The sequence below is a fragment of the Rhizobium terricola genome, from assembly GCF_012927355.1.
Classification (GTDB): Bacteria; Pseudomonadota; Alphaproteobacteria; order Rhizobiales; family Rhizobiaceae; genus Allorhizobium; species Allorhizobium terricola.
Map to the genome: position 1 here is coordinate 642235 of NZ_JABBGK010000001.1, position 13543 is coordinate 655777.

General features: G+C 62.7%; 14 protein-coding genes. 6 read left to right on the plus strand and 8 right to left on the minus strand.

All coding sequences use genetic code 11. The features are described from left to right. Nucleotides 1–49 precede the first annotated feature (49 nt). The 4 genes from HHL25_RS02990 to HHL25_RS03005 form a co-directional block, all read right to left on the minus strand. Nucleotides 50–310, minus strand: a complete 261-nt coding sequence (locus tag HHL25_RS02990) for a zinc ribbon domain-containing protein (protein ID WP_169587119.1) — start codon at nt 308–310, stop codon at nt 50–52. A gap of 112 nt (nt 311–422) precedes the next feature. After that, the gene (locus HHL25_RS02995) at nt 423–872 is read right to left on the minus strand and encodes a hypothetical protein (protein ID WP_169587121.1); all 450 of its coding nucleotides are present in this window, start codon (nt 870–872) and stop codon (nt 423–425) included. A gap of 13 nt (nt 873–885) precedes the next feature. Then, nucleotides 886–1095 carry a hypothetical protein gene (locus tag HHL25_RS03000; RefSeq protein ID WP_169587123.1) on the minus strand — a complete coding sequence of 70 codons (210 nt, stop codon included), beginning with the start codon at nt 1093–1095 and terminating at the stop codon, nt 886–888. A 118-nt stretch (nt 1096–1213) separates the two neighbouring features. Beyond that, the gene (locus tag HHL25_RS03005) at nt 1214–1660 is read right to left on the minus strand and encodes a hypothetical protein (protein ID WP_169587125.1); all 447 of its coding nucleotides are present in this window, start codon (nt 1658–1660) and stop codon (nt 1214–1216) included. 324 nt (nt 1661–1984) lie between these two features. Between HHL25_RS03005 and HHL25_RS03010 the strand changes: the two genes are divergently transcribed. After that, nucleotides 1985–2428 carry a MarR family winged helix-turn-helix transcriptional regulator gene (locus HHL25_RS03010; protein WP_169587127.1) on the plus strand — a complete coding sequence of 148 codons (444 nt, stop codon included), beginning with the start codon at nt 1985–1987 and terminating at the stop codon, nt 2426–2428. A gap of 9 nt (nt 2429–2437) precedes the next feature. On the opposite strand, the gene HHL25_RS03015 is transcribed toward HHL25_RS03010, so the two are convergent. Beyond that, a complete protein-coding gene (locus HHL25_RS03015; protein ID WP_169587129.1) occupies nt 2438–2848 on the minus strand; it encodes an ester cyclase in 411 nt (136 codons plus the stop codon). 140 nt (nt 2849–2988) lie between these two features. Further along, nucleotides 2989–3372 carry a hypothetical protein gene (locus HHL25_RS03020; protein ID WP_169587131.1) on the minus strand — a complete coding sequence of 128 codons (384 nt, stop codon included), beginning with the start codon at nt 3370–3372 and terminating at the stop codon, nt 2989–2991. Between the two features lie 138 nt (nt 3373–3510). On the opposite strand from HHL25_RS03020, the gene HHL25_RS03025 reads away from it, so the two are divergent. From HHL25_RS03025 to HHL25_RS03045, 5 genes are all read left to right on the plus strand, one after another. Continuing rightward, entirely contained in the window at nt 3511–4677 is a 1167-nt protein-coding gene (locus HHL25_RS03025; RefSeq protein WP_169587133.1) for a sensor histidine kinase, read from the plus strand. Between the two features lie 126 nt (nt 4678–4803). Further along, a complete protein-coding gene (locus tag HHL25_RS03030; RefSeq protein WP_169587135.1) occupies nt 4804–5511 on the plus strand; it encodes an ABC transporter ATP-binding protein in 708 nt (235 codons plus the stop codon). A 2-nt stretch (nt 5512–5513) separates the two neighbouring features. Next, complete coding sequence (locus HHL25_RS03035; protein ID WP_205927703.1) at nt 5514–7874, plus strand: ABC transporter permease; 2361 nt, start codon at nt 5514–5516, stop codon at nt 7872–7874. Nucleotides 7875–7894: 20 nt separating this feature from the next. Continuing rightward, nucleotides 7895–9082, plus strand: a complete 1188-nt coding sequence (locus HHL25_RS03040) for an efflux RND transporter periplasmic adaptor subunit (protein WP_315853016.1) — start codon at nt 7895–7897, stop codon at nt 9080–9082. A 74-nt stretch (nt 9083–9156) separates the two neighbouring features. Continuing rightward, entirely contained in the window at nt 9157–9630 is a 474-nt protein-coding gene (locus HHL25_RS03045) for a hypothetical protein (protein WP_169587139.1), read from the plus strand. 30 nt (nt 9631–9660) lie between these two features. On the opposite strand, the gene HHL25_RS03050 is transcribed toward HHL25_RS03045, so the two are convergent. Both HHL25_RS03050 and HHL25_RS03055 read right to left on the minus strand, forming a co-directional pair. After that, nucleotides 9661–10827 (minus strand): cytochrome-c peroxidase, encoded by a 1167-nt coding sequence (locus HHL25_RS03050; RefSeq protein ID WP_169587141.1) that lies wholly within the window; start codon nt 10825–10827, stop codon nt 9661–9663. After that, a complete protein-coding gene (locus tag HHL25_RS03055) occupies nt 10827–13523 on the minus strand; it encodes a TonB-dependent receptor plug domain-containing protein (protein ID WP_169587144.1) in 2697 nt (898 codons plus the stop codon). Before HHL25_RS03055 ends, HHL25_RS03050 begins: the two co-directional genes overlap by 1 nt. Nucleotides 13524–13543: the final 20 nt, after the last annotated feature.

Sequence of the window (13543 nt, forward strand, 5' to 3'; positions counted from 1 at the left end):
CTGTCCGCCCTTTGCGACCGGATGCCCTGTGCACCCGGCGGCCGGTCTTTCAAAGCGGATTGTGACAATAGCGGCAGATCTTCGCTTCCGATTTGATCAACTCCGCACAGTGAGGGCACTTTTTCATTCCGTTCGCCAACGCGGAGGCTTCGATCGCGCGAGCGTCGGATTTCATAATCAGTGCGTGTGGCAATGCGACGATGAAAAGCAACGCCCCGTATACCCACCATGCGACAAAGGACCTGCCTTTCGACCGGGCGATCGCCGCGGGAAACAGTCCAATAATCACAGCAATCACTAAAACTTCCATCTCACTCCCCACCAGCCATAGTTGTGACCCTCAGCATGCCACGGGGCACGTAGGAGTCAATCGACGGTGGTCTGACAGCGGTGGCGCTTCGCGCCTGCAGCCGCCTTAGACGTTACAGAGCTGGATAGCGCTCGTAGTATCCCCCCAGCGCCTTCCAGTCCTGCAGGCCCTTCCCGGTCAGCGCGACGCGCTCGCCTGACGAGCGCCCGGTTTCGTTGACCAGGATCTCTACATATCCCCGTCCAGCCAGCCTCTGGCATGTAAAGGGCCCAACGCAGTGCATCGTGTCGACGCGGACAGGAATACCCACCCCGGCGGCGACAAGCTGCTCCATGGCCGCCCGTTCGCGGTGGTCGAAGCCCGAATCGATCGGCGGTGCTGGATGGTCGAGAACTGGCCCTGCCACTTCATCCCGCGGCGGCTCAAGGGCTGGCGCCACCGGGCAAGGGGCGATGGCGATTTTGGTGCCGTCTCGCTCGAGTGAGATCGCGACGCCCTGTTCCTTGGCGATGCTCGCCAGGCGGAGAAGCTCAGCCTTGGTAAAAGTGGGCTTCTTCGTCAACGGCTCAAGGCCCTCACCAATCCTTGGGGCCTCCACTCTTCTTCGGCTGGGTCGCTTCCTCAACGCCGGCCGCGATGATTTCGACCTGACCACCGGTAATGCAGATCTTGCCGACGGCGATCCCGTTGGCCGTCATGGCCCTCAGAACGGCCGAAACGGCGCTCTCGCTGGCACGGATGCGCTTGCCGGAATGATCTGGTGTCTTACTGCCTTCGGGGATCATGAAGCTTTCCCATTTTTCTCAAACAACCGGCAAGAACCAGCAACTCTCAGCGGCGGTCTAAACGGTCTTTTTGTTTTCTTGCTGCAGACCGGGGGGCTGACAACCCGCGCATGTCAATTCACAAAATCGCGGTCGCTTTGATCGCGGCGGCGATAAACAGAACGAGCGATACAGTTGCAACCAATGGAGTGATCCAGAACGTCGCGCCTACGAGTAGCCGTTGCAGCTTCGTCGGCCTCGGATCACGACCCTTTGCTAGTTCGACCATCGATGTCGCGTATGCCCTGGCCACTACAGAGAAGTTGATCCAAGCGAGACCACCGGCGATCAGTGTGATTGCCACGCCGTAGATAAGCAGCGGGCCACAGGCCTGGTAAAGTCGCTTGGCCGCATCACCCGCTTGCGAGATTGCGAGGAGAGAACCGGCATGCACCGTCAGCAAAGAAGCCAGCAACCATTTTCCGTAGGCGTACTGTCTCTCCGCGACCGCGAAGTACATTTCCTTTGCGGTTGCATAGCGTGCCTCAAGCGAAATGCCGCTTCGTTCCACTGTTTCGCCAGGCAAGTGATTGACACTCCTCCGTCCTTGCGCGCTCGGCGAGCTATCTCGCACGCGTGAGAATGGTAAGATGACAGGGCATCCGCCGGTGTCAAGCTGCGGAGCGCCGGGGACAAGGCTTAGGAAGACGTCCCCATCTGGCGTCGAATGGAAGAATGGTGACGGTTAGCCAACGGGTCGGAACAGATCGCGAAATGTGCTGGCTAACCGCTCGGGTAGCACATTGGAAACGTTGCGAAAGTTTTGACCCTCCGGGCCCACCATTTCTTTTCTCGTTCTTCTCGGTCTATCTACGGTTCATTGCATTCGTTCGAGGGCGGAAAAGGAAAAATGGCGAGCGAAGAGGTCAGCGTCGAAGAACAGGTCCGTGCGCTCGCGCTTGCGGAAGATCTCCGCGCCACGCTGGGCAGATTCGTTCGCGGCGTGAGAACGCAGGCAAATACACCGACAACATCGCAGTCGGAGACGCTGTCGCTTCTCGATCGGTCAGGGCCATTGACCGTCGCCGAACTGGCAGAGCGCCGCAACGTCAGGCATCAGAGCATGCGGCTGGTGGCCGGTCAGCTGGAGGCTGAAGGCCTGATCAGCAAGATGGCCAATCCGGCAGACGGGCGCAGCCAGCTTCTTTCCATTACCGATCACGGGCGGGCGGAACTGTCCCGGGGCCGCGACGCCCGAACATCGCAAATTGCCAGTCTGATCGAGGAGCGCCTGTCCGAAGAGGACAGACGAACGCTTGGTGCGGCAATTCGGATCATCGAACGGCTGTGTTAGCGCGCCGGATCAAGCCCTCGACAGGGACGCGAGCACATTCGTCAGGGTGTTCAAGCCCCAATGCTCGGCATATCTGCCGTCTTGAACGCGCACGATATCGATCACGCTGATCGCAACGTCCCGTCCCGTCGCCGGAACGCCCAGCAGGGTGCCGGTATGAACTCCGCGTATCGTTTTTCGGGTCGTGACCTTGTCCCCCTCGGCGATCTGATCGTGGATCGTTACCACCAGGTTCGACAGAGCGGGGCGAAGGACATTCTGGAAGGTGTGCCACATGCTGTCCGGACCGTTCGGCATTCCCTGGGGGGCGGCATGATTGACAAAATCCGGAGCCATCAAGGCGTGAAAATCCGCCTCGCGCCCATTTTGAATGACCTCGATATTGAAGCGGCGAACCACCTCTTTGTTATCGGCCGACATGATCAATCCTTCACCTTGGTGTTGTCGATATATACAGTGTGACTGTATATATCGACATAGTCGCATCATGGTCGTTCTGCAAGTCGTCTCTGCTCGAGTGAACGGTGGCCACCGGGCCAGTCCGCCGGCATCAGGCCACGTCAGGGTTCCCTGGCGAGAAGCGACTGCGCCTCCTCGAAGCGGCGGCGGTGTTCGGGGTTCTTTTCGTCGGCCGAATAGCAGGTGGTGCCGAGGCAGAAGCGGACGAGCGTCAACGGGGCTGTCGCTTCCTTGAACTGGCATTCGATCATGTCGCCGATATCCTCGTCCTTGGCGTCGAGCCGGGTCGAGTAGGTGAGGCGGGCACCCGGTGGCTTGAGTTCGGGAAAGGACTGGACGATGCCGACCTTCACCGCTTTCACCATCTCGAAATTGCGGGCGACGGCCTCGCAGGTTCGGGCGATGTCTGGAGATTGGGCAAGGGCGACGGACGACGTCAGGACGGGGGCTGCGAAGAGGATGGCGGCTGCGAGGTAAGGCTTCATGGTCCCTCCGGGAAAAGGTTGAGATCCGACAAAGGCTTGGAGGCGGGGCAAAGTTCCCGCCGATGGGCAATGTAGCGCCGATTGCCACCTCTGTCGCGATCTGAAATAATTCGCGGACAAGATGTGGAGCGCGGCGGTATGGCTTATCGGGATGCGAATGAAGCCTGGCCTGTGCCGGGGCAAGAGGCCGCGTCCGAGGATTTTCTTGCCGGCGGTGGGGATGCGGCGGACGCCATCCGGGCGTTCGATTGGCGGGCGGCGGGGATCGGGCCGATCGAAGACTGGCCGATCTCGCTTAAAACCACCGTCCGGCTCGTGCTGAATTCCCGCCAGCCCATGTGCTTCTGGTGGGGCCCCGATCTCGTGAAGTTCTATAACGACGCCTATGTTCCGATGCTCGGGCAGAGGCTGGCAAATGCGCTCGGCCGGCCATTCCGCGAGGTGTGGGCGGATGTGTGGGATCATGTTCTGCCCTATGTGCGCAGCGCTCTTTCGGGCGAGCCGACCTGGGCAGAAGACCTGCCGCTCGTCATGCACCGGAACGGATATCCGGAGCAGACCTACTGGACCTTTTCCTACAGTCCGATCTTCGGCGATGACGGCCGGGTGCACGGTCTGCTCAATATCGTCACCGAAACCACGCAGGCCGTTGCCGACCGCAAGGCGCTGGAGGCGGCCTATGCCACCGCCCAGGAGCACCTGCGCGAGAAGGAGCATCTCGAAGGCCAGCTGCGCCTCCTCAACCGGGAACTCGTGCACCGGATGAAGAACACGCTGGCGATGACCCAGTCCATCGTTTCGCAGAGCCTGCGCGGTGCCGCCTCTCCCGCAGACGCGCTCGCGTCCGTATCGGCGCGCATCGGTGCCCTTGCCAAGGCCCAGGACATGCTGACCTCGGTCAGCGGAAGGCCGGCCGGGCTGGAGGAGGTGGTCCGCGCTGCGCTGGTGCCGCTCAGCGACCGGACCGATCGTTTTCGCGTCGAAGGTCCGGCAGTGCTGCTGACCGCACAGCAGGCCCTCGGCCTGTCTCTCGCCATTCATGAGCTGGGCACCAATGCCATGAAATATGGGGCACTCTCGACGCCTGAAGGCCGCGTCGCTGTCGCGTGGTCGCTGGACGCTGAAGGACGCCTTGCCTTTTCCTGGGTGGAGGCGGGTGGTCCGCCCGTTGTCGCGCCGACGCGGCGCGGTTTTGGTTCGCGGCTCACGGAACGGGTCGTCGCCGACATTTTCTACGGAGTCGCCCGAATGTCGTTCGAGCCGGAGGGGCTGTCGTTCCGGATCGACGGCAGACTTGAACGGTAGATCGACGCCGGTCGCCTGAACGGCTGATCGGGTTTCGCGGTCTTCTGCCTGGTCGGACGTTTGACAACGGTCAAGGCCCGGATGCGTGCGGCAATCTATCGTTGCTTCGATCCTACGGAATGAACCATGACCGAACCGTTGTTCAAGATCGATGGCGTGACGAAGACATACCAGACGGGTGACGTCGAGGTTTGGGCGCTGCGCGGTGTCGATCTCGACCTGCAGCAGGGCGAAATGGCGGTTCTTCTCGGGCCGTCGGGCAGCGGCAAGTCGACGCTTCTCAACATCATGGGCGGGCTCGACCGGGCGACGTCCGGAACGGTGCGTTTCGCCGACCATGAACTGACGGGATACAGCGAACGTCAGCTGACCAAGTTCCGTCGCGACCATGTCGGCTTCGTCTTCCAGTTTTACAACCTGATCCCGAGCCTGACGGCTTACGAGAACGTGGCGCTGGTGACCGAGATCGCCAGGAACCCGATGGATCCGGCCGAGGCGCTCGAAATGGTGGGGCTCAAGGAGCGCATGGACCATTTTCCCGCGCAGCTGTCGGGGGGCGAGCAGCAGCGGGTGGCGATCGCTCGCGCCATCGTCAAGCGTCCCGACGTGCTTCTCTGCGACGAGCCGACCGGGGCACTCGATTCGAAGACGGGCGTGCTTGTGCTCGATGTGCTTTGCCGGGTGAATGCCGAATTCAACACGACGATGGCGGTCATCACCCACAATGCGGCGATCCGGCAGATTGCCCATCGGGTGTTTTCCTTCCGCGACGGGCGGATCGAGGAGGCCTCGACGAACACCGTGCGTCTGTCTCCTTCCGCGGTGAGCTGGTAGCCATGTCGATGCTCGACCGCAAACTCTATCGCGACGTCATCCGGCTCTGGGCACAGGTGCTGGCGGTGGCGCTGGTGATGGCCTGCGGCGTCATGACGATCATCATCGCGATCGGTTCCTATCGCTCGCTCGAGGAAACCCGCAGCGTCTTCTACGACCGCTATCGCTTCGCCAATCTCTTCGTCGAGGCCAATCGCGCGCCGCTTCATCTGCGCGACAGGATCGCCGCGATCGAAGGGGTCGGCGGATTGGAACTGAGGATCGTCGAATATGTGCTGCTCGACATGCAGGGCATGGCCGAGCCGGCGACGGGTGTCGCGGTCTCGCTGCCGGACGAGGGCCAACCCTCCGTCAACCGCCTCTACATCCGCAGCGGTCGCCTGCCGGAGCCCGGACGACCGCAGGAAGCGGCCGTGCTCGAAAGCTTCGCCAAGGCGCATCGCCTGACCGAGGGCAGCCGGTTCTCGGCGGTCATGAACGGGCGCAAGCAGGTGCTGACGGTCACCGGTATCGTTCTGTCGCCGGAATACATCTACACGATCGGTCCGGGCGACATGGTGCCGGATCCGCGCCGTTTCGGCGTGTTCTACATGTCGCGGGATGCGCTGGAAGGCATCTTCGACATGGGCGACAGCTTCAACAACGCGGTGCTGATGACGCTCCGGGGAAGTCAGCCGGAGAGCGTCAAGACCGCGCTCGACGGGCTCCTCGACCCCTATGGCGGGCGGGGGGCCTATCTGCGCAAGGACCAGATCTCGCACACCTTCCTCGACAACGAGCTCGACGAACTCAGATCCATGGCGGCGATCATTCCGCCGATCTTCCTGTTCGTCGCCGCCTTCCTGGTCAACATGATCCTGACGCGGCTGATCACGCTGGAGCGCGAACAGATCGGTCTGCTCAAGGCGCTCGGCTTCAGCGAGACGGAGGTGGCGCTCCACTATATCAAGCTGACCGTGGTGATCGCGCTGATCGGCGTGGCGATCGGCTTTGTTGCGGGCAACTGGACGGGCAGGGAGATGACGCAGCTCTATGCCCGGTTCTTCTCCTTTCCCTTCCTGATCTTTCGCGAGAGCTTCGACCTCTATGCGATCTCGGCGGGCATCTGCGTCGCGGCGGCCTTCGTCGGTGCCATCCGGGCGATCTGGTCGGTTGTCGCGCTGCCGGCCGCAGTCGCCATGCTGCCGCCGGCACCGCTACGTTTCCGTGCACTGTTCGGTCGGGCGCGCGGTTCCGTCTTCGTGTCGCAGCTCACCATCATGGCCTTCCGGCAGATCATCCGTGCGCCGGTCCGATCACTGCTGACGTCGGTGGGCATCGCCTTTTCGGTGGCGCTGCTGGTGGTCTCGATGTTCTCCGCCGATTCCGTGCACTACATGGTCGAGGAGATCTTCTTCCGCATGGAGCGGCAGGACGCGAGCCTCTATTTCGACCGCGAGCGGCCGATGGCGGCGCTCGATTCCGTCCGGCAGTTCCCGGGCGTCTTGCGGGCCGAGCCATTCCGGGCGCTGACGGTCACGCTGCATGCCGGGCATCGCAGCAAGGACCTGACCATTTTCGGGGTCGAGGAAAAGACCGATCTCGGGCGGATCATGGATGCGGACATGCGGCCGATGCCGCCGCCGCCGAACGGTCTCTTGCTGATCGGACGGGTTGCGGACACCCTCGGTGTCCGGGTGGGCGACACGGTCGAGGTAGAGCTCGTCGAAAAGGATCACCGCCGGATCGTCGTGCCGGTCACCGGGATCAGCCAGAGCCTGGTCGGCATCGATGCCTACATGCACATCGACGCGCTCAATCGGCTGGTCGGCGACGGTCGGCGCATTTCCGGCGCACGCGTGTCGCTCGACATGCTGCAGAAGGAGGCGCTCTATGCCGAGATCAAGAAGACCCCGGCGATCGCCTTTGCCATGCTGATCGGGCTGTCGCGCGACCGATTTCGTGCGACCATCGAGCAGAATATCGCGATGATCCAGGTGGTCTATACGACGCTTGCGGTCATCGTCGCCTTCGGGCTCGTCTACAATTCGGCGCGCATCCAGCTCTCGGAGAGGGCGCGCGAACTCGCCAGCCTTCGCGTGTTGGGCTTCACGCCTGCCGAAGTGTCGAACGTCCTGATGACTGAGCTCGCAGTCGTGGTGTTCGCCGCGCAGCCGCTCGGGCTTCTGCTCGGCATCGGTTTTTCCAGGCTCGTCATCGACGGGATATCGAGCGATCTGTTCCGCATTCCATTCGTCATCAATTCATCGACTTTGGCCATTTCGAGCCTCGTCGTCCTCGGTGCCTCGCTCATGTCCGCGCTGATCGTCAGGCGGCGGATCGACCGGCTGGACCTCGTCGCCGTGCTGAAATCAAGGGAGTAGACCTCATGCAGGGGAAATGGGTGAAACGGGCAACTTTGCTGGCGGCGGCGGGCGTGCTGGTCGGCGGCTTTGCCTATGCGCTCCGGGAAAAGCCGCAGCCCGTCGATGTGGGGACCGTCTCGCGCGGACCGATGCGGGTGACGGTTTCGCAGGAAGGGGTGACCCGGGTGCGCGACGTTTATGCCGTCTCCTCGCCGATTGCCGGGCATCTTGCCCGCACGGTTCTGGAGGAGGGCGACCGGGTCAAGGCGAACGTCACCGTGGTCGCCGCGATCCATCCGCTCGATCCACCCCTGATCGACAGCCGCAGCCAGGCCGAGCTGGTCGCCGCGCGCGATGCGGCACGCGCTGCCGTTGCGATGGCGGAGATCGACCTGAAGCGGCTGCAGTCGGACATCGCGCTCGCCCGCGACAACCTGCAGAGAGCGGAGCGTCTGGCAACGACCGCGTTCCTGGCGGAAAGCGCATTGCAGAAAGCGCGCACCGATGTGGAGGTGCTCGACGCGCAGCTCGCATCTGCCAGGGCGGCGATCGAACTGCGCAAGGCGGAGCTTGCCAGCGCCGATGCGCGGCTGATCCAGCCGAGCGACAAGGCCGCCCGCCAGAGCGGCGACTGCTGCGTCTATCTGACAGCGCCGGTCGACGGCGTCGTCCTCTCTGTGCTTGCCCGCAGCGAACAGCCGGTCGCGATCGGCACCAGGATCGCCGAGATCGGCGATCCGGCCGACATCGAGGTGGCCGTCGACCTTCTGTCTTCGGATGCCGTGCGGATCGCGCCGGGATCGAAGGCGGAGGTATTCGACTGGGGTGGGGACCGGGTGCTGCCCGCGCGGGTGCGCCGCATTGATCCGGCCGGCTTCACCAAGGTGTCCGCGCTCGGCATCGAGGAGCAGCGCGTCAATCTCGTGCTGGATCTGGAGGACAAGGATGCGCGGTTGGGGCACGGCTTCCGGGTCTATGCGCGGATGATGCTGTGGCAGGGCGAAGACGTGCTTCAGGTGCCGATCAGCGCGCTTTTCCGCAATGGCCGGGAATGGGCGCTTTTTGCCATTCGCGACGGGCGGGCGCGGCAAATGCGGGTCGAGATCGGACATATGAACGACGAGACCGCGGAACTCATGAACGGGCTGTCCGTGGGGGATGCACTGATCCTGCATCCGAGCGATACGGTGAGCGAGGGCACCCTGGTCGAGGCGAGAACCGAGTGAGCGGAGCGCGGATCGGGTTCTTGAAGTTTTGCCTGCAAGCCGACAGTCTGGCGCCGGAATAGACGGAGATGCGGATGAGACGGATGTTGGTTGCGGTGGCGGGTCTTGCCTTTCTGCTTGGCGTGGCGGCACCGGGGCAGGCCGGCGAGAGGCCGGCGCTCATAGGATTCAAAGCCCTGTCGGGCAAGTGCCTGAGGGTCAGCGTCGGAGAGCGGGATTTCACCGGCGGCTGCGGGGCGAAGCTCGGCATCCTCAGCTATTCCGACGGCCGCACCGGTTTCTATTTCATGCTTGCCGACAACCAGATCCTGACCTTTTCCGGCAAGGGCAAGGGAGAGGGCGGCGATCGCAGCAGTTACGTGCTCGACCGGGTGATCTTCAACACAGGCGTGGCGAACGCCGAGCCGACCGTTTCGGCGGCCGGCGGGTCCTGCGCTTTCGGCGATCCCGACCGGGGACCCGTCACGGTTCGCTGCAAGGGCAAGACGGCCGGCGGCACCGCCTTTTCGGCGAGCTTTCGATCCGACGGGCGGCCGCCGAAGCAATGATCCGGCGACCGATCGGGGGTTCGAACAGGGTCAGAGCGCTTCGAGGAAAGACACGAGTGCCTGGCGTTCGCGTGCCGTCAACGTGAACGGCGTGATGAGCTCCGACGTCTTGCCGGCATGGGCCATCAGCGGATCTGCCGCTTCCTCCTCCGAGCGCGGCTGCGTCTTGCCGGCCCCGACCTCGTAGAAGCGGACAACGAGAGGCAGTTCGCGGATGAGCCCGTTGTGCATGTAGGGACGGGTTTCCCGCACATGGCGCAGGCTCGGCGTGCGGAACCGGCCGACGTCTTCCATATCCTGCGAGATGGCATAGCGGCCGGTGTCTGCCAGCGGGCGGCCGAGCAGCGAGAGGCCGAGATTGTGGTACTTGTCGTCCGTCAGCAGGGGGCCGCTGTGACAGTTCATGCAGCCGGCCTTGGTGCGGAAGAGGTGAAGGCCCCAGACCTGTTCGTCGCTCAAGGCTGCGCTGTTGCCGGCGAGGAAGCGGTCGAAGACTGTGCGTTCCTCGAGCGTCGACTGGAAGGCGGCGAGCGCCTCGGTGACCCGCTCGAGACTGATCGCTTCGTCGCCGAACGCGTCGCGGAAGCGATTGCGGTAGACTGTGTCGCCGGCCATGCGGCCGACCACCTGGTCGAGGTCCTCGACGGCCATCTCCTTGGGATCGGTCATCGGCATCACGGCCTGTTGCGCGAGCGTTTCCGCGCGGCCGTCCCAGAAGAGTTCGGGCCGCCAGGCCGCGTTGAACAGCGCGGGTGTGTTGCGCTTGCCCTTCTGGCGCCCATGGCCGAACGCGGTGCGCAGGCCGTCACCCCAGCCGAGTTCGCGGTTGTGGCAACTCTGGCAGGCGATCTGGCCCGAGGCGGAGAGAGCCGGATCCTCGAACAGCTGCCGGCCCAGTTCCACCTTCAGCAATTGCGTGCCTTCGGGTTTTGCCGGCAGCGGCAGGGCTTCCATCTCCTTCACCACCGCGTTTGCATGGACCACCGGTTTCGGCCAGTCGGAACGGTCGCCCGCATAGCGCTCCTTGAGTGCGGCGAGCGCCGAAGCATCCGGATCGGCCGGAAAGACGGATACGACGGCCGCCTTGTACTGCCGGTCGACGAAGGCCTCGGCCTGCCAGATGAGGAGCGCGCCGAGGAGGGCGAAGCCCGCGATTTTTGCCGGGCGGGTTTTGAGGACGTCGGGGAGGCGGGGCATCAGAAGGTCGCCTTTGCGCCGAGCCAGACGGTGCGGCCGACGATCCACGGATTGTCGTAGCTGGCACGGCGGTCGCCGGTTTCATTGAAGAGGTTATAGACGCTCAATTCGACGTCGAATGAGGTGTTTTCCGTCTTCGCGAGCTGGTAGCTGGCCTTGAGGTCGACGGTCACCGTCGTGCCGTAGCGGAACTCCTCGTATATGTCGTGGGTCTTGCCGATCGCTTCGGAACCGGCCGGTACCGAGCATGTGGCGGTGGCCGATGCGCTGGCGGTGCATTCCGTGTCGGTGGAGCGCAACCCGTCGAAGGGGAAGTTGATGTTTGCCGTGACGGCTGTCGTCAGACGTTCGTCGAACCATTTGGCGCTGACATCGATCCTGCTGCGCAGGGGGATGTCGAGGTTTCCAAGCACGCGGTCGAATTCTGCCGGGGAGTAGGATGTGTCGTTGTACCAGACCCAGTTCACGTCATCGCTGTAGTATGGGCTGACTGTAGTGGTCTTCTGCTTCGACCAGGTGAGGCTGCCCAACAGGGCAACGCTGTCGAGGTTGTCGTGGCCAATCTCCCAGCCCTTTTCATACTCTGCGGTCAGGGAGCGATACTCGCTTTCGCCGCCGTTGGTGAGCGTCACGTTCGTCGATGTCCCACCGTCCCCGGCAATAAACTCGTCGCGCCCATATCTCTGCAGATACCGCAGTCGGAACTCACCCTCGATCCATGGGTCCTGGGCTTTCAGAGAGCCGGTGAATTCGTCCTTGTAGGGTGTATCCACGTCCGCGCCGCTGAAGGCGTAGTAGCGCTGAGTTCCCAAGGCGGTCCAGTCGCCAACCACGCCGGTCGTGGCGTTGTGCGTGCGGGAATAGGCGCGCGCCAAAGGCTGGCCGTCCCGCAGCGCATAGGAAAGGCTGTCGGCGGAGTAGTAACGGTTGTAGCCGGCCGAGACCGACAGCCAGTCCAGCGGTGAAATGGTTGCGACGGTGCGCGGCGCAATGTTCAGATTGTCGAAGAAATCTTCGTAATCCATCCGCAGACCGGCGCGGATGTTGAGCCAATCCCAGGTCTGATCGACTTCACTATAGGCGCCGAGATGCGCGACTTCAGCCTGATTGTCGTAGGTTGGTGTCACCGTCTTGGTTCGGGCGTATTGCTGGGCCGAGCAAGACTCGTCACCGTCAGCGCAGACATAGGGGATCGCCGTCGTGTTGTAGCGGGTGACCGAGTTCAGCGTGTATTCCTCGGCGCGACGATAGGCATCGGTCTCCCGGTACTCGACACCTGCGCCGAAGGTGCCGGCGAGAAGGTCACCGGTCATGTCACTCTTGAAGCCGCGCTCCTCCTGTCCAGTCTCCTTGTATCCGTAACCACCGGACCGGCAATACTCTGCCGTCCCCCATGAGGTCAGCGTCGGAACCTGGCACCAGGAAAGAACGTCCGGGTCGGTGCTGTAGAACCAGCTGGCAGGATTGGTCACCGATATCGAAGACCTCGCGACGATCGCCGTGTAATAGGTTTCATTTTCGCCGCCGTCGTTGATGGTGTCCGACTGGCTGTAGAAAAGGCTGCTATCCAGCTTCACGTTCTTGAGGTTGATGCTGTCGACAGCAATCCCCGCGACATCGGTTTCCCAACGCAGGCGGGTGGAAAGACCCTGGGTTTTCTGGTCGATCACCAGGTCATCGTAATAATATGCGTCCCACTTCTGGCTGTAGTTGTTGTAGTTTCCATCCAGGGTGAACGTGCCGTAGTCCGTTTCAAGCTTGCTGGCGAGACGGTAAAACTCGTTGTACGAGACGTCATCCGCCTTTTCGAAATAGTATCTTTCATCCTTCGTCTTGCTGCTCTTTGCGTCTGTGCGGCTGTACTGACCGACAAGGCTCCAGCTGTCGTTCACGGGCAGGTTGTATTGGAACGCGGACTTGTATTTGAGGTATCCGGGCTTTGGCAGATCCTGTGGGTTCGTGCCGTCGATCGTCCCGAGTTCGTAGGTCGTCAGTTCGTCGGCCGTCAGGCCGAAAGTGACCGATCCGCTGGCCTTCTCGGTGGACGGTGTCGTCAGCTTGTAGTCGACCACGCCGCCGAGGAACTCGCCGTATCGCGCGGAAGCATTGCTGTCGACGACGGTGGCTTCCTCGATGAAATCGGCCGGCACGAAGACCGTCTGGGGATGAAGGCCGTAGATCTTGTTGATGTTGGGCGTCTGCTCGTAGCCTTCGAGATCGGAGCCGTATCCGCTGTTGCCAAAGGGCTCCTCCGTTCCGGTCACGGTGTTGATGCCGATCCCGTCCAGCATGAAGTTGTTTTCGTAGACCTTGCCGCCCGAGATCGAAAGCAGCTGAGGCTTGGTGTTGACGAGATCCTGGCTGTCGGAACCGGCATCGTTGTCGCCGGCGTTCTGGTACTGGACGTTGGCGTTGTTCCTCAGGGCCGAGTTGGCATCGGAGCCGACGGAGAGCGCCCTTACCGCGTCGCCTTTCAAAACCGTCGTGCCCGTGTCCGCCTCCGCTTCCCCACCGAGGGTGGCCCAAAGCTTGAGAACCTTGAGCGTGATGGCCTCCAGCACGGTCGAGCCCTGGTCCGTGGTCGTTGCCTGCTGGGCGAATACCGGCAGGGCGAGGAGCGAGGAAAGGGCGGATGCGGCGAGAAGGCGCGCGATGCGGTTCGGCACCCGTCGGCGGTTGGCAAGCTGTGCTGTCATGATGGTATGGCCCCCAGGAA